The sequence below is a fragment of the Paraburkholderia sp. JPY419 genome (genome assembly GCF_050435705.1).
Classification (GTDB): domain Bacteria; phylum Pseudomonadota; class Gammaproteobacteria; order Burkholderiales; family Burkholderiaceae; genus Paraburkholderia; species Paraburkholderia youngii.
Window position 1 is genome coordinate 1,573,961 of the sequence record NZ_JBNDKV010000004.1, and the last position, 16,019, is coordinate 1,589,979.

A 16,019-nucleotide genomic window follows, 5' to 3' on the forward strand; every position below is an offset into this window, starting at 1 on the left:
GTTATTGCGACCCGCCGCAATCGGGAACGCCGCTTGCGCAACTCAGAGCCGCGCGACGCATTCCGCAACGATGCGCGGACGGTTCGGCGATGGAGGCCAGATGAAAGGACGGGTGGCAAGTGCGGGCGTGGCCGTGGTTCTGGTCGCCCTCATGGCCGCGCACGGCCCCACTGCGCATGCACGGGAGTCCGCGCCGGGTGCCGTCACTGCGCCGCTCGCGGCCAACAGCGATACCGCGGCCGCGGCGCGCGGCGCGAAGCTCGCCGCCATTGGCAATTGCGTCACGTGCCACACCGCGACGGGCGGCCAGCCCCTCGCGGGCGGCCTGCGGCTGCAAACACCTTTTGGCATCATTTACTCGACCAACATTACCCCGGACAACGAAACCGGCATCGGAGGCTGGACGCTCGACGCGTTCGAACGTGCGATGCGGCGCGGCGTGTCCAGCGACGGTCATCTGCTCTACCCCGCGTTCCCGTATCCCCACTTCACGCACCTGAGCGATGCCGATATCGGCTCGCTGTATGCATGGCTGATGAGCCGCGCTCCGGTCAACGCGCCTGCGCCGCACAACGAGCTGATCTTCCCGCTCGGCTTCAGGCCCCTCATCGCCGTGTGGAACCTTCTTTACCTGCATACCGGCAGCGCAGCCGCACCGTCGCCGACCGGAGCGCCGGAGCTCGCACGCGGGCGTTATCTGGTCGAAAGCCTCGGTCATTGCGGTGCGTGCCACACGCCGCTCGACCACCTCGGCGCCGAGCGCCGCGACCACGCGCTGCAAGGCGGCACGATCGACGGATGGGACGCGCCCGCGCTGACGGACCTCGCTTCACGCCCCACGCCCTGGACGCAGGCTCAGCTCGTCGGCTATCTGCGCACGGGCCTCGCCAGCGCCCACGGCGCGGCGGCGGGTCCGATGCGCCCCGTCACGCGCACGCTCGCCGACGCATCCGCCTCCGACGTCGAGGCGATGGCCGCGTATCTGCTGGCGTTGCCATCCGGGGGCCGAGGCGCGCCGGAGCATCCGGTCGCCTCGCCCTCCGCTACCTCCGCGCCCGTGTCCCCCGCGCCCGGCGGCGGCGCGAATCTGTTCGCCGCGGCCTGCGCATCGTGCCATGCCGAAGGCGCGCCGATGTCGAACGGGGGCGCTCGACCGTCGCTGTCCCTTTCCACGGCCGTCAACGCCGACAGCCCTCGCAACATGGTCCGTTTCATCCTCGATGGCATCGACTGGCACGAAAGCGATAGCGAGCCCTTCATGCCATCATTTGCCAACACCTTCACGGATGCGCAGATAGCGGAGCTCGCCAACTACACGCGCGAACGCTTCACCGCACGCGACGCGTGGCCCACGCTCGACGCCCGTGCGGTCGCGCAATTTCGCAGGGACGGCCTGCCACGATGATCACACTCAACGTCAACGGCGTCAGTCAGACGGTCGATGTCGACCCGTCCACGCCGCTGCTCTATGTGCTGCGCAACCAATTGCAGCTCGACGGCGCGAAGTTCGGCTGCGGTCTCGGTCAATGCGGCGCATGCACGGTCAGCGTCGGCGGCGAACCGGTGTTCTCGTGCCTCATGCCGGTCGTGGCCGTGGGCGAGCGGCCAGTGCGAACCGTCGAAGGACTCGGCAGCGCGCAACATCCCGGACCACTTCAGCAAGCCTTCATCGACGAACAGGCCGCGCAATGCGGCTATTGCATCGCCGGCATGATCATGCGAGCGCAAACGCTGCTGGACCGAGTCCCGCACCCAAGCGATGAACAGATCCGCCGCTACATGCAGCCGAACCTGTGCCGCTGCGGCACGCACATGCGCATTCTCGCGGCGATCCGGCAAGTCGCGAGCGGTTCGCCGCGTACGGGCGGGGGAGCGCAATCGTGAGCGACGGCCGCCCATTGTCCGCCGCCCACGGCAGCGGTCCGGATGACCCCGCGCGGCGCCGCTTCCTCGTTGGCGGCTCGCTGATGGTGAGCTTCGCGATCGTGCCAGTCATGGCCGCGCTCGCGCAAACCACCACCGAAGCGGGCACCTTCAACGCGAGCGCCCCGAAGCTGCCGGGCAGTCTCAAGACCACGCCGTTGCTCGATGCGTGGATCAAGGTCGCCCCCGACGGCCGCGTGACCGTATTCACGGGCAAAGCGGAGCTTGGCACGGGCATTCGCACCGCGCTGCTGCAGGTCGCCGCGGAAGAGCTGGATCTCGCGCCTGATGCGATCGAGCTGATCACCGCCGACACCACCAGAACGCCAAACGAAGGCTACACCGCCGGCAGTCACACGATGGCCGACAGCGGCACCGCGATCCTCAACGCCGCGGCTCAGGTGCGCGCGCTGCTGGTCGCGAGCGCGGCCTCGCAGTTGGGCCTCGACGCAGCGACCCTGACGACACGCGACGGCGCCGTCATTGCCGCCGACGGAAGACGCGTGAGCTATGGCGAAGCCGTGCAACACGCGGACCTGCATCAGAACGCCCAGCCCGACGCGCCGAGAAAGCCGCCATCGGCCTACGCGCTGATTGGCCATATGCTGCCGCGTGTCGATATCCCGGGCAAGGTGACGGGCGGTGCGAGCTATGTCCAGGACCTGCGGCTGCCCGGCATGCTGCATGCCCGCGTCGTGCGGCCGCCGTCTTATGGCGCGAGCCTCGTTGCAGTCGATCGCGTGCGTGTCGAGGCGCTGCCCGGGGTCGTCAAGGTCGTGCGCAACGGCAACTACCTCGCGGTGGCCGCCGACGACGAATGGCGCGCGATCCTCGCGATGCGTGAGCTGGCGCTCGCCGCGCAGTGGCGGCCCGGGCCGCCGCTGCCCGATCCGGCGAACGTCCACGCGTTGCTGATGAGCCTGCCCGCACAGGAAATCGCGGTGGCCGATCGGGGCGCGGCGACCGGCGCGGCCGCACCGATGGCGACGCTGCGGGCGCGCTATTCGAGGCCGTATCTGACGCATGGCTCGATTGGGCCATCGTGCGCGGTCGCGCGACTCGACAACGATGTGATGACCGTTTGGACGCATACGCAAGGCGTCTATCCGCTGCATGCCGGCATCGCCGAAATGCTCGCGATGCCGCCCGGCAACGTGCACTGCGTGCATGTGGAAGGTTCGGGCTGCTACGGACACAACGGCGCGGACGATGTCGCGGCCGACGCCGCCCTGATCGCACGCGAGTTGCCTGGTCGACCGGTGCGGGTGCAATTGATGCGCGAACAGGAACACATGTGGGAGCCGTTCGGCCCGGCCATGACAGTCGACGCAAAGGCAACGCTCGATGCGGCAGGCATGATTGCCGACTGGCGTTACGAGCTATGGAGCAATACGCATAACAACCGGATCGAGAATGCGGGCCGCTTGCTGCCTGCGCAGCTCCTTGCGCAGCCGTTCACCCCCGCGCCGCCGAAGCCGATTCCGATGCCGGAAGGCGGAGGCGACCGCAACAGCATTCCGCTCTACCGCGTGCCCAGCCTGCACGTGCAGCATCATTTCGTGCCCACGATGCCGATCCGCGTCTCCGCGATGCGTTCGCTCGGCGCGCACATGAACGTGTTCGCGATCGAGAGCTTCATCGACGAGCTAGCCAGAGCCGCGCACGCCGATCCCGTTGCGTTTCGCCTCAAACATCTCGATGATCCGCGCGCACATGGCGTGATTCGCGCCGTAGCCGATCAATTCGGCTGGCATGCTCACAGCACGCTAACGGGCGACGCTAGCCCGCGTTCACACGGTACCGGCTTTGCGTTTGCCCAATACAAGAACCTGATGGCCTACTTTGCCGTCGCGATGGACGTGACGGTGATGCGCGATACCGGCGAGCTCAGCATCGAGCGCGTCGTCGCAGCCGTCGATTGCGGACAGATCGTGAATCCGGACGGTGTGCGCAATCAGATCGAAGGCGGCATTTTGCAAACCGCGAGCTGGACGCTCTATGAAGAAACGCAATTCGATCCGCAACGCATCACGAGCTATGACTGGAGCACTTATCCGATCATGCGCTTCTCGTCCGTACCCAAACGCGTGGACGTGCTGTTGATCGACCGGCCTGGCTTGCCATTCCTGGGTGTCGGAGAAGCGGCGCAAGGCCCGGCCGCCGCGGCGCTCGCGAACGCGATCGACGACGCGACGGGTGTGCGGATCCGCGACTTGCCGTTGCTCGGGGCGAACGGCAAGAAGATGCTCGAGGCGTGACGGGGCTTTCGCGTTAACAAACGAACGCGCCGCGCGATCTTCGGCGCGGCGCCGGGACTGCGCTCAGTGGCCGCCGGACGGAAACGAGAACGTCGCGCGCGCGCTGCCATTGCCGCGGACGTTCACCGTCTGCTTTCTGGTCACGCCGCTGTAAGTGGCGCTGATCGTATAACGCCCTTGAGGCAGCCGCACGAGCATGTACGGCCCCTTCGACGTGGCCTCGAACACGGAAGCGCCGCCTTTGGCGATCTGCACCTGGACGTCGGCCACATAGCTCGCACCGGGTCCCGTGAACTGCAGAGACAGCGGCCACTGCCTGCGTGCCTGCCGCAGCGCGGTCGACTCGTCGCGACCAACTCCGCCGGTCACGAACGATATGTCGCCCTGCTGCTGCGTCGGTGGCATGCCGGTCCTGTGGATCTCGCTGGCGCTCTGCGGAGCAGCCGTCTGCGCGACCGCGACGCCTGCCTGAACCAGTGTGAACGCCGCGGCGAGCAGGGTCGACGCGATCCGGGGAGCGTTTCGTTGCATTTTCATCGTGACTGCTCCTTACAGTATTGCCGACTGCCGGTTAGAGTGCGTGCCCGGTTCGTCGGGTGGAAGAACGCTTGCACCAGGTTGGAAACGCATCGCGCGCCGGGGGCCGGCCACGAGCGAGGGCACCTCACGACCACGGTCAGCAGCGGACTTATCACGAATAATACGACATAGGGCCCGTAGCAGAGTGCAGATACGCCAATGGGTCACTGCCATGCACACCGCGCGACTGATCCACGGCATCGGTCAGCAATGTTTGAGCCAGTCCCGGACCAGAACTTATAAGACATTCTTCAGAACGCCGGAGCTAGGCGCCGCCTCGATCTTGAGAAGCCCATTCAATCGTCTATGTTCAAAGAGACGCTATTGGGCAGACGCGCCGTTGCGGTCAGGAGGATGTCGCCATGTCATTACTCGCGCAATCCGGTGCTGGACTGCGGCACCTATGCCTGGTCGCATCGATCAGTGTGGCTGCGGCCTTTCCCGCTTCAATCGCTGCGCAGGTAGTGCGGACAGAGGTTCTACCGCTGCAGTCGGTCACACTCACCGACGAACAGTTCCTCGGCGGACACGAAGCGGGCAAGCCGGTCACCGTTGCCGGGGTGCTGAGCCTACCCAAGGCGGGTTCGGGTCGTCTTCCTGCGATCGTCATGCTTCATCCATCGGGCGGCATCAACAGCGGTATCACCGACTGGCAGCAGGAATTCCTTGCGATGGGCGTCGCCACGTTCGTTGTCGACAGTTTCGCGGGGCGCGGTATCGTCAGCACGCTCAACGACCAGGGGCAACTGGGCCGACTCGTTCAGCTCGAGGACGCGTATCGCGCACTCGACCTGCTCCAGCAGCATCCAGGAGTCGATCCGGAGCGGGTGATACTGATGGGCGAATCACGCGGCGGACAACCAGCGTTATATGCCGACCTCAAACGGTTTCAACAATTGCACGGCTCCACTTCCGGCAACGGCTTCGCCGGGTACATCGCGTTCTATCCGAACTGCAACACGACCTTTAGAGCCGATGACGATTTCGACGACAAGCCCGTGCTCGTTTTTCATGGCAGTGCAGATGAGTTTGCTCCAGTCGCGTCATGCCGCGCATACGTCGAAAGACTGCGCGCCAAGGGAAAAGACATCAAGTTCGTCGAGTACTCGGGCGCCCAGCATATGTTCGACTGGAAAGCCGCCGCGAAGCCAATCGTTCTCGCCAAGGCGCAGACCATAAAAAGCTGTCAACTGAGCGAAGCACAGAACGGCCAAATCATGGACGCAGCGACTGGCCAGCTTTTTACTTACAGCGATCCCTGCGTCGAGTATGGAGCAACCCTCGCGTACGACGAAAAGGCCGCGATCAATGCCAGGAAGATCGTCCGCGAGTTCGTGACGGGCACGTTCAAACTTGTCGCGCCCGCTCCGTGACCCGGAAGCCGGTTCGTTCGCGAACTCGGGCTGTCCTGAGCTTCAACGAACGGCCGTCTCCTGACAAGAGCCAGTTTCACTTTCAATGCGTCCTTATGCGCGTTTCAAGTATGAAGCGCACATCGGCGCTGTAATAGCCATAACACTCGCTGCTTTCCCGGCTCCCATTTTTGGGCCGCTATTTCAATTCGTCCGTCCAGGTGTGCGGAGAGCTCGCTTTACCTGTCGGATGTCTTTTCGCCTTCCGGACAATTAACCAGATCTTCTGGGGTTGGCAATTTTTAACCATAACATTCAGGAGTAGCATCGTGCGTGTATTGCATTGATGGTGTGGACGCCGTTCATTAACCAATACACCACGGAGAAACAGCATGAGGATGCGTACTCTGGGCCGCAATGGCCCCACGGTTTCGGCACTTGGGCTGGGCTGCATGGGCATGTCGGATTTCTACGGTCCTGCGGATCGCACCGAAAGCATCGCCACGCTGCACTCGGCGCTCGAAGCAGGCGTCACGCTGCTCGATACCGGCGACTTCTACGGCATGGGCCACAACGAACTGCTGATCCGCGAGGCGCTTGCAGGCCTGCCGCCGTCGCGGCGTGACGCGGCAATCATCAGCGTGAAGTTCGGCGCGTTGCGCGATCCTGCCGGCGGCTGGCATGGTTACGACAGTCGGCCGGCGGCCGTGCGCAACTTCGTCGCGTATTCGCTGCAACGGCTAGGCGTCGATCACATCGATATCTATCGGCCCGCGCGGCTCGATCCGCAGGTACCGATCGAAGAAACGATTGGCGCAATCGCCGATCTCGTAAAGGAGGGCTATGTACGCCAAATCGGTCTTTCTGAACTTGGCGCCGCATCCATCCGGCGCGCGGCGAGCGTGCATCCAATCAGCGATCTGCAGATTGAATATTCGCTCGTCTCGCGCGGGATCGAGGAAGCAATCCTGCCGACTTGCCGATCACTTGGCATCGGCGTCACGGCGTATGGCGTTTTGTCCCGTGGATTGATCAGCGGCCACTGGCAAGCGGGCGCGAAAACGAACGACTTCCGCGCCGTAAGTCCACGATTTCAGGGGGCCAACGTGGCGCATAACCTTGCACTGGTCGAGGCCTTGCGGGTTACGGCCGAACAGCGGAGCGTGACGGTCGCCCAGCTCGCGATCGCATGGGTAGCCGCACAAGGCGCGGATATCGTGCCGCTCGTTGGGGCTCGCAAGCGCGACCGGCTCGCGGAGGCGCTCGGCTCGGTCGACCTCGAACTGAGCGCAGACGATCTCGCCGCGATCGAGCGTGCCGTGCCAAAGGGCGCCGTCGCAGGCGAGCGTTATGCGTCCGCGCAGATGTCGCAATTGGACAGCGAGAAAGGCGCCGGTTAGGTAACGTGGCGGCTCGTCAGGATTAGCCGGCGCAACGGCGTTCGACGTTCACCCCGACACGGTCGAACGCCACGGCGACTGCGCCAGGCGTCCGCAATCGGCCGCATCCTGCCGGCACGTTGCGGGGCTCGTGATCGCCGCCGTGGGCACCACGGTGATTGGCGTGGCCGTGGCCTGCCGCTGGCTGGTACCCGACATGCCATGGGCTGACGCAGTAGTCCTGGGCGCTATCGTGGCGCCGCCCGATGCAGCGGCGGCAACAGCCGTGATGCGTCAGCTCGGACTGCCGCACCGCTTGATGAGCATCCTCGAAGGCGAGAGCCTGCTCAACGACGCCAGTGCGCTCTTTGTCTACCGTCTGGCGCTGATGGCGGTGCTTGTGGGGCCGCTGGGTTTTCACGACTACCTGCCCGTGTTTCCGCTCACGGTGTTCGGCAGCATCGCGGTAGGGATCGGTCTGGCGTTCCCTATGCGGCCACTCACAAGCGCGCCAGACCATGTACCCACCTCACTGATCCTGCAGTTCGCGATGACCTTCGGAGTCTGGATACTGGCCAGAAGATCGGCCTGTCCGGCATCCTGACGATGGTGGTGTTTGCGATGGCAATGGCGCGCGGAGGCGGGCCACGCATTCCGGCGCGAATGCGCGTGCCGATCCTTGCTGTCTGGGAAACTGTCGTATTCGTGCTGAATCCGCTCGCCTTCGTGCTGATCGGTATGCAATTGCGGCCGATCTGGGAGCGCCTCGGCAGCGGATCAGCACGGATCGACGCCATCGTTATCGCCGCGGTCGTGCTAGCCGTGGCCATCGCGACGCGATTCCTGTGGGTGATGAGCTACAGTGCGCTCGTGATCTATCGGAACAGGAAGATCGAGCCAGCAAAGCGCGCCAAGGGCTCGTGGAGCAGTGGCCTGGCGATCTCCTGGGCGGGTATGCGAGGCATCGTCACACTCGCGGCCGCATTCTCCGTTCCGCACACATTGCCCAACGGATCGCCCTTTCCGTACCGCGATCTCATCCTTTGCGCTTTCGCCGTAGTTTTCGGAACGCTGGTGATGCAGGGGCTGACCATGAAAGCAGTCATCGGCCTGCTCGACCTTCCCGATGACGATCTGGTTTCAGCGGAAGTGCGCAGTGGCCGGACGCTGATCTATCAAGCGCTACTTGACTCGATCAAGGATGACGACTCCATTCACGCGAAATTGCTCAAGAAGGAGTATCAGGCGGTCGTCGACCTGAACGCGATCCGCGATCGTGCGCAACCGCTGAGCGAAGTCCCCGGCGGCCCACTGAGGCGGCGTGCCATTGCAGCCGCGCGCGCGAAGGCTATCGACCTTCGTAATAGAGACGTCATCGGGGATCACGCGTACCGAACACTCGTACAAGAGCTGGACTGGGCTGAACTGTCCGCTGGCGGCAACGCGCCGTCATAGCGTCCTGACGAGCGGAGAACGCCCTTTAAGGAGACCTTCTTGATGCTCGCGGACACGGTGCGCAGGTAACCGGTCCGCGTCTGGAGGGCACGAGTTTCTAGCGGATCCCGCGCTTGATCAGCGGAATCAGCGAGTCGATCGTCGCGGGCGTCTGCACACCTGCGCCGGTGTTGATGGTCAGTCCCGCGAAATGATAGGCAGCCGAGAGCACGCATTGCGTGACCGGCAGGAAACCCTGCAGATAAAGCTGCTGGTCGAGCGTCGCAGTGATGTACTTGTTCTGCAACCCGGAAATCGTGGCGGGCGCCAGATCGATGCCGCCCACGATGATTTGCCCCGGCTTCTTGCCAGCCTGCTGGAGCGCCTGCGGAATGAACCCGGTCACGCCGCCGTGCTGCGTGCCGATCGCCTTCAGATCAGGGTGCGCCTGGATAAAGGCGACCAGGATCGGCACGGCGAGCGATGAATCGGCATCCACCTGCGGTGAGATATTGAGCCTCGTCACCTTCACACCGGCCTTTTCCAGCGTCTCGGAAAGGCCACGGTCAGACTGGCTGCGCACGCTCTCGTTGAAGACGCCATATTCGAGCGCCTCGTCGCCCTTCTTTAGGCCGGCGTTGAGCATCGCCTGAGCAGTGATCTGCCCGCCGATGTAGAGTTCGACGCCGGCGTAGCCGAACCCCTTCGCGTCGTAGAGCTTCTGGTTTTCGGGCAGCGGCGTATTGCCGACGGTAACGATGATGCCCTGGTCTACCGCCTGTTTGATCAGAGGTGCGAAGGCTGGATCGCCAGGATGGCCCATGATGCCGATACACGTCGGATGCGCCGCCATCGCCTGGCGAAACTGCGCAAGCATCGTCTCTGGACTCCAGGCCGAAAACTGCTCGATCACCTTGATGCCGAGGGCGTGTCCCGCGTCCGCAGCGCCGGTCTGACGTGGCAGCGTCGCGCCGTCGCCGGGGTTACCGCCCATCTGCATATACATCGTCATACCGGCGCCGAGCGGCCCCGTCGTGGTCGGCTCGGTGGCACCGGCGGTTGGCGCGAGGCCGAACGCAACAACGCTCGCCCCTAGTAGGAATCCCGTCATGATCTTGATCATTTCTGCTCCTATCTCCTGATTTAACGGCGTTATCTCCCGCCAAACCTGAGTTTTTCGCGCAATACACGCAGCCTGGCGGGATTCTCGACCAACAGATGCAGGATCACGGCGACGATGAACACCACTCCTTCGATCGCCTGTACCCAGAAGCCGGCGATACCTGTCGCGACGATTCCCGCCTCCAGCATGCCAATCACGAAGGTGCCGAAGAACGTACCCACGATCGTCGCCGTGCCACCGAACACCGAGGTTCCGCCGATGAACACACCGGCCAGCGCCGGCAGCAGGTAGCCTTGCCCCTGGGTCGAGAAGTAGTTCAGATTCTCGAGCGTGAGCAGAACCGTTGCGAATCCGGCCAGCACACCCATCAGCGTGAACAGTTTCACCGTTTCACGCGGCACGTTGATGCCCACGACCTTCGCCACGTTGCGGTTGTCTCCGATGAACAGCACGTGCTCGCCGAAACGGTGGCGATTGAGGATGAACCACATGAATACTGCGAGCCCGAGCGCCCAGAGCGCTTGCATCGGGACCACGTCGAACAGCGTGCCCGCGAATACTGCATAAGCCGAACCACTGGCGAGTTGCTGTAGCGCATTGGAAAGCCCGCCGGAAAGGATCGAAGCAACACCGGCCCAGAGGAACTGCGTGCCAATCGTCACGATGATCGACGGCACACCGACCACCGCGACCAGCACCCCGTTCACCACGCCGACCAGCGCGCCGCCAGCCAACGCCGCAATGACGGCAAGCCACGCTGATCCGGTGGTGTTCACGCACCAGGCGAACAGAAAGCCCGCGAATGCCATTACCGACGGGAACGACAGATCGATCTCGCCGGCCGCAATCACCAGAGTCAGCCCGATCGCCAACACCACCAGCGGCGGCACGGTCGTCAGGAAGGAGAAGTAGATTGGCCAACCTAAAAAGACCCGCGGTGCGGTCGCCATGAACAGGCCGACCACCAACGCAAACACGACCACGCTCGGCAATCCCTCTACGCGAGCAAAAGCTGGCAGGCGAAAAAACACTAACCGCGCCGGCCGTTTTTCTTTTATCGGATCGCTCACGTCCGTGTCCCCGCAACAGGCGCCGGCCCGTGCCCGCTCTGCTGTAGCGAAATCAGGAACCGGGTGAGTTCCTCGAGGCTCATCTCACCGGACTTGAATTCCGCGACGATCCGGCCACGATCGAGCACGACCAGTCGATCGGCGAGCTCGTGCACATGGGCGAGGTTATGTTCGATGTAGATGCAAGCGCGGCCGGATTCCTTGATCGAACGCACAAAGTCGAGAACCTTGCGCACCTCGCTGATGGCTAGCGCCACCGTTGGTTCATCGAGAATGATCAGATCGCTTTCGAAATACATTGCCCGTCCGATCGCGATGCCCTGGCGCTCGCCACCGGAGAGTTTCGCAATCAACGAATCCGCGTCGATCCCCACGCCGCGGAAACCGAGCTGGTGCTTCAAGATTTCGTTGGCGATGCGCCGTTGTTCGGCAACATTGATGAAACCGAACCGGTTGGTGATTTGCCGGCCGACAAAAAAATTACGCCACAGCGGCTGCTTCTCGCCCAGCGATTTTTCCTGATAGACCGTCTCGAAGCGCAATCGGTGCGCCTCGCGCACGGAAAAGCGGCTCCAGTCGACCTCCTCGTCGCGGATGAACAGCTTGCCCGTGCTCGGCCGCACGACACCGGTCAGCACCTTGATGAGCGTCGATTTGCCCGCGCCGTTGTCGCCGATCAGGCCGACGATCTCGTTGCGCCCAATGGCGAGGTCGATGCCAGAAAGCGCGCGTATTTTGCCGTAGGACAGGCTGATGCCCTGCGCGCGCACGATATGTCGCCAGGCGCTCGTAGCGGGCGCGGCATCGCTCGCCGTCACGCTACGCCCCAGCTCGAAGGACCCACAGTGATGTTGTGTACGACGATAGCCATAAAACCTTCCTTTTGCTTATCGATCGCCGCATCAACTTACATTGAAACTGTCTATGCAATTCAGCAAGATTTAAAGTCTAGTTCAAGAATCGCCCGACCGTGGCTAGAAAGTGCCGGCGGCGTGACAGCGCGGGCGTCACGGCGTCTATCACCCGAACTGGCCAGGGGACTATGATGATAGAAGCTGCATTCATCAGCGCAGGAGCACATCATGACCTCCAATCCATCCGCTGAGCCGACCGGCACCTCTCGCGATCCCGCGCAATCTTCCGCCGGCACGACTGGCCATCCCGATCCGAAGGGTTCGCAAAAACCGACCCTAGACGACCTTCCTAACGCGGACGCGGCAGAGCCCGAGCCTCACGAGCATCTCCCGTCCAGAAGCGACGACAACTGATTCAACACGACAGGTGCCGACGCCGTCCGCGTGACGATCCACGCCGCGGGTTCGCGAGTGGATCGCACATGCTTTCACGCCGACGCCGCGAAGTCGGGGAAGCTCGCGGTTCCCTCAAACGGCCCGATGGATTTCGTCAGACGAAGTCGCGACCCGGTGGGAACCGCACAGGAGCAGATCATGCAGAACGTGCTGGTAGGTTATGACGGGTCGGCATCCGCGCAATATGCCGTGACTTTCGCGGTCGATCTGGCCAAGCGTTTCGACGCGCGCTTGCATGTGCTCGTCGTCGCGCGCACGCCGGACTGGGGCGCGATCGAAGTCGAGCGAAAAAATCTGATCGAGCTGGAAGTACGCCATGCCAACGAGATCCTCGACGACGTGAAGGCGAAGCTCGCCGCTTCGAACGGGGCCGTGGAGTTCGATCTCGTGGTCGGGCCGCCGGCGAAAGAGATCGTGCTGTACGCGGAGCGGCATGCTATCGATCATCTCGTGGTGGGGCATCGGGGACATACGCCGTTCGATCGCTGGCTGATCGGCTCGGTCGCCCGCCAGGTGCTCGCCTACGCGCCATGCGCGGTCACCATCGTGCGCGATCCGGCGACCATGAAAAAAACGCGGCATGAGAATTGACCGTCCGTGAAATTTGGCTTCCAGCAGGCCAGATCGGCGGCTGCCTCGCAATATGCAAATAAGCGATTGCCATAACTTTCACGACTTCCGTGAACTGGCACGGCTCAGACTGCCGGGCCCGATCTTTAACTACATCGATGGCGCCGCCGACGACGAAGTGACCTATCGCCGGAACACCGCGAGCTTCCAGCAATGTGACCTGGTACCCAATGTGTTGCGGGGAGTTGGTGACGTGGATCTCTCGGTGCACGTGCTCGGCCAGCGGCTGGCGATGCCTGTGTATTGTTCCCCGACCGCACTGCAACGCCTTTTTCACCATGAAGGCGAACGCGCAGTGGCCGCCGCGGCGTCGAAGTACGGAACGATGTTCGGCGTTTCTTCGCTCGGCACGGTCAGCATGGAAGAGTTACGCAAAGCGTTCCCGACACCGCAGGTGTACCAGTTCTACTTCCATAAGGACCGCGGTTTAAACCGTGCAATGATGCAACGCGCCAAAGAGACTGGCATCGATGTGATGATGCTGACGGTCGACAGTATCACTGGTGGAAACCGCGAGCGCGACTTGCGAACAGGCTTCACCATCCCTTTCAGACTCACCTTGGGCGGTATGCTTCAATTCGCGCTGAAGCCCCAGTGGGTTTTGAACTACGTCACGCATGAGCGCTTTTCCATGCCGCAACTGGAGACCCACGTCGACTTTGGCGGCGGTGCGATGTCGATTGGCCGCTACTTCACGGAAATGTTGGACCCTTCGATGAATTGGGACGACGTCGCCGAGATGGTCCGGGACTGGGATGGCCAGTTTTGCCTCAAGGGCGTGATGTCTGTCGAGGACGCGAAGCGTGCGGCCGCAATTGGCTGTACCGGCATCGTGCTGTCCAATCATGGTGGCAGGCAGCTGGATGGATCGAGAGCCGCGTTCGATCAGCTTGCGGAGGTTGTAGATGCGGTGGGCGACAAGCTGGACGTCATCATGGATGGAGGAGTGCAACGCGGAACCCATGTTCTGAAGGCTCTGGCTCTAGGGGCTAAAGCCGTTGGCGTCGGACGTTACTATTTGTTCCCGCTGGCAGCGGCTGGGCAGGCTGGCGTTGAGCGGGCGCTGGCCTTGATGAAAACAGAGTTAGAGCGGGGCATGAAGTTGATGGGATGTAGCTCGGTGAGCGAGCTCTCTCGCGAAAGTCTTCGCTTTCGATAGCCTGCCCCGCAAAGCAGTTGAGTGCGCGTCACCTGCTGAGACGGCGATACGCACTCAGGTGCCTCAGAAGTCCCTGCTTGTCGCCTCGGATCTCGCTCAGGCGTGCAATATTGAAGTGAGCGTCGGCATGAGTGGGGTTGAGCTCGATGCATCGTTCATAGGCTTGCACCGCTGCGTCGTAGCGCTCCAGTTCTTCCAGAGCGACCGCGCGATTGAAGTGCAACAGAGCGTCCTGCGGAAAATGCTCCAGCGCCCGGTCGAAGACGGACAATGCCTCGTCGTACTTCATTCCGACCTCGCAAAGCAGGACGCCCAGGTTGTTATAGGCGTCGTAGTGCGGAGTCGGCGATAACTCGAGCACCTTTTTATAGGCCTGCTCAGCACCGATGACGTCGCTATCGGTAAGTTCCTCCGCAAGAGCAAACCACTCCTCGGTTTGCTTTTCCCGGCCAACGATGTTCCGGGGCGCAGCGTCGAGGAACGCGACTTCGCCCTTGACAGGCGCCACTTCCAGATCGAGCAGAAGCTGGCCCGAGGTCGCATCCCATTGTGATTCACCTGTCTTGACGACCACCGAGTCACCCACAGCCGTAATGCGGATGCCGGTCAGTGGAAGCTCTTCAGGCAATTCCGCTTTGAGCCGCGCAAGCGCTCGCAGAATCTTTCGTGACGCGATTTTGGCCGACTGAAGCTGGAAAGCTGTGCGCAACAACACGACGTCGCGGAACGTGAACCGGAGCTCGTTACGACGACCGCGCGACGGCTGCACGAATCCAGCGTCTATCAGGCCGGACAGCACTCGTCGTGAGACACCCAGCAGCGACTGGAGACTGCGCAACGAGTAGTCGTGCGAGGCATTGCGCCTTTTCACTTGCGCGCCCGGACCTTGGCCGGAGCCGCTTCTTCAACCTTGGCGGGCGCCCTCTTCGCCGGTCGCCTCGGTTTGGATGCGAGCTCATCGGAAGCGGCTGCGGGCGCCTTTTTTACGGGCGCGGCTTTTGCGGGCGCGGCCTGTTTGGTCTTGTTGCGGCCAAGGCTCGCACGAAGGGCTTCCATCAGGTCAATCACTTCGGCGCCCGACTCCATGCCCGGTTCGGCCGGAGACACGATCTGCTTGCCGGCGATTTTCTGGTCGATCGCTGCCAGAATCCGCTTCTTCTCCTCATCTTCGTATGCCGTTGGGTCATACGAATCTTCCGAAACCTGGTCGATTATTTGCAGCGCGAGCTGCAGCTCGGTGCCCGTCACTGCAACATGCTCGATGTGCAATTCGCTCAGCGAGCGGACCTCGTCCGCGAACAACAGTTGCTGAAACACCATGCCATCTTCGGCTGAGCGAATCTGGACGATGCGCGTCTTCCCTTTGTATGACCATTTTGCGAGCGCGCACCGTTCGCTTTCGCGCATCGCCTGCTGAAGCAGACTGTACGGTTTGCCGCCGCGCTTGTCTGGCGCGATGAAATAAGCCTTGTCGTAATACAGAGGGTCGACTGACTTCTCCGGCACGAAGGAAACGATCTCAACGACATGCGTCGCGCCTTCCTCGAGCGCTTTCAGTTCGTCTGGCGTGAAAACGACGAACTGGCCTTTCTCAAACTCATAGCCTTTCTTCATGTCGGCTCGCGCCACGACCTCGCCTGTCGCCTCGGAGATGTACTGCTGTTTGACCCGCCCGCCGTCAGGCGTCAGGAGATGGAATCCCACACCTGAAGCACTGTCGGTCGCCGAGTAGAGCTTGACCGGAATGGATACCAGACCGAAGGAAAGCGTCAGAGACGCAATTGAACGCGCAGCCATGACTG

16 protein-coding genes are annotated in these 16,019 nt (G+C 62.6%); 10 read left to right on the forward strand and 6 right to left on the reverse strand.

The genetic code is table 11. From position 1 onward, the window contains the following. The first annotated feature begins 100 nt into the window (after positions 1-100). From QFZ91_RS35770 to QFZ91_RS35780, 3 genes are read left to right on the forward strand one after another with little or no spacing between them, the layout of a single operon-like run. Complete coding sequence (locus QFZ91_RS35770; protein ID WP_429570142.1) at positions 101-1,405, forward strand: c-type cytochrome; 1,305 nt, start codon at positions 101-103, stop codon at positions 1,403-1,405. Next, the gene (locus QFZ91_RS35775) at positions 1,402-1,884 is read left to right on the forward strand and encodes a (2Fe-2S)-binding protein (RefSeq protein ID WP_176379759.1); all 483 of its coding nucleotides are present in this window, start codon (positions 1,402-1,404) and stop codon (positions 1,882-1,884) included. Before QFZ91_RS35770 ends, QFZ91_RS35775 begins: the two co-directional genes overlap by 4 nt. After that, positions 1,881-4,181, forward strand: coding sequence for a molybdopterin cofactor-binding domain-containing protein (locus tag QFZ91_RS35780; RefSeq protein ID WP_429570143.1), 2,301 nt, complete (start codon positions 1,881-1,883; stop codon positions 4,179-4,181). Before QFZ91_RS35775 ends, QFZ91_RS35780 begins: the two co-directional genes overlap by 4 nt. A 63-nt stretch (positions 4,182-4,244) precedes the next feature. On the opposite strand, the gene QFZ91_RS35785 is transcribed toward QFZ91_RS35780, so the two are convergent. Further along, a complete protein-coding gene (locus tag QFZ91_RS35785) occupies positions 4,245-4,718 on the reverse strand; it encodes a carboxypeptidase regulatory-like domain-containing protein (protein WP_176120497.1) in 474 nt (157 codons plus the stop codon). A gap of 404 nt (positions 4,719-5,122) precedes the next feature. On the opposite strand from QFZ91_RS35785, the gene QFZ91_RS35790 reads away from it, so the two are divergent. From QFZ91_RS35790 to QFZ91_RS35805, 4 genes are all read left to right on the forward strand, one after another. Continuing rightward, positions 5,123-6,133 (forward strand): dienelactone hydrolase family protein, encoded by a 1,011-nt coding sequence (locus QFZ91_RS35790; RefSeq protein WP_429570144.1) that lies wholly within the window; start codon positions 5,123-5,125, stop codon positions 6,131-6,133. Positions 6,134-6,504: 371 nt separating this feature from the next. Beyond that, positions 6,505-7,512 (forward strand): aldo/keto reductase, encoded by a 1,008-nt coding sequence (locus QFZ91_RS35795; protein WP_429570145.1) that lies wholly within the window; start codon positions 6,505-6,507, stop codon positions 7,510-7,512. 142 nt (positions 7,513-7,654) lie between these two features. Continuing rightward, positions 7,655-8,095 (forward strand): cation:proton antiporter, encoded by a 441-nt coding sequence (locus QFZ91_RS35800; protein ID WP_429570146.1) that lies wholly within the window; start codon positions 7,655-7,657, stop codon positions 8,093-8,095. Between the two features lie 2 nt (positions 8,096-8,097). Beyond that, a complete protein-coding gene (locus tag QFZ91_RS35805) occupies positions 8,098-8,946 on the forward strand; it encodes a cation:proton antiporter (RefSeq protein WP_429570147.1) in 849 nt (282 codons plus the stop codon). Between the two features lie 97 nt (positions 8,947-9,043). Here QFZ91_RS35805 and QFZ91_RS35810 read toward each other — a convergent pair whose 3' ends face one another. Genes QFZ91_RS35810 through QFZ91_RS35820 form a run of 3 tightly spaced genes read right to left on the reverse strand, consistent with a single transcriptional unit; the run spans position 9,044 to position 11,888 of the window. Further along, complete coding sequence (locus QFZ91_RS35810; RefSeq protein ID WP_429570148.1) at positions 9,044-10,048, reverse strand: substrate-binding domain-containing protein; 1,005 nt, start codon at positions 10,046-10,048, stop codon at positions 9,044-9,046. A gap of 29 nt (positions 10,049-10,077) precedes the next feature. Further along, entirely contained in the window at positions 10,078-11,118 is a 1,041-nt protein-coding gene (locus QFZ91_RS35815) for an ABC transporter permease (protein WP_368367219.1), read from the reverse strand. Continuing rightward, the gene (locus QFZ91_RS35820) at positions 11,115-11,888 is read right to left on the reverse strand and encodes an ATP-binding cassette domain-containing protein (protein WP_368367220.1); all 774 of its coding nucleotides are present in this window, start codon (positions 11,886-11,888) and stop codon (positions 11,115-11,117) included. The genes QFZ91_RS35815 and QFZ91_RS35820 overlap by 4 nt, the downstream gene beginning before the upstream one ends. Before the next feature lie 312 nt (positions 11,889-12,200). Here QFZ91_RS35820 and QFZ91_RS35825 point away from each other — a divergent pair, with 312 nt between their 5' ends. From QFZ91_RS35825 to QFZ91_RS35835, 3 genes are all read left to right on the forward strand, one after another. Further along, positions 12,201-12,386, forward strand: a complete 186-nt coding sequence (locus QFZ91_RS35825; protein ID WP_429570149.1) for a hypothetical protein — start codon at positions 12,201-12,203, stop codon at positions 12,384-12,386. Between the two features lie 180 nt (positions 12,387-12,566). Next, a complete protein-coding gene (locus QFZ91_RS35830; RefSeq protein ID WP_176379765.1) occupies positions 12,567-13,019 on the forward strand; it encodes a universal stress protein in 453 nt (150 codons plus the stop codon). 52 nt (positions 13,020-13,071) lie between these two features. Then, positions 13,072-14,217: an alpha-hydroxy acid oxidase gene (locus QFZ91_RS35835; RefSeq protein WP_429570150.1), complete on the forward strand. Its 1,146-nt coding sequence runs from the start codon at positions 13,072-13,074 to the stop codon at positions 14,215-14,217. 28 nt (positions 14,218-14,245) lie between these two features. Here the strand turns inward: QFZ91_RS35835 and QFZ91_RS35840 are convergent, their stop codons facing one another. Both QFZ91_RS35840 and QFZ91_RS35845 read right to left on the reverse strand, forming a co-directional pair. Further along, positions 14,246-15,088 (reverse strand): tetratricopeptide repeat protein, encoded by an 843-nt coding sequence (locus tag QFZ91_RS35840; RefSeq protein ID WP_176379767.1) that lies wholly within the window; start codon positions 15,086-15,088, stop codon positions 14,246-14,248. Further along, on the reverse strand, positions 15,085-16,014 hold the full coding sequence (locus QFZ91_RS35845; protein WP_429570151.1) for a Ku protein: 930 nt from the start codon (positions 16,012-16,014) through the stop codon (positions 15,085-15,087). Before QFZ91_RS35845 ends, QFZ91_RS35840 begins: the two co-directional genes overlap by 4 nt. Positions 16,015-16,019 lie beyond the last annotated feature (5 nt).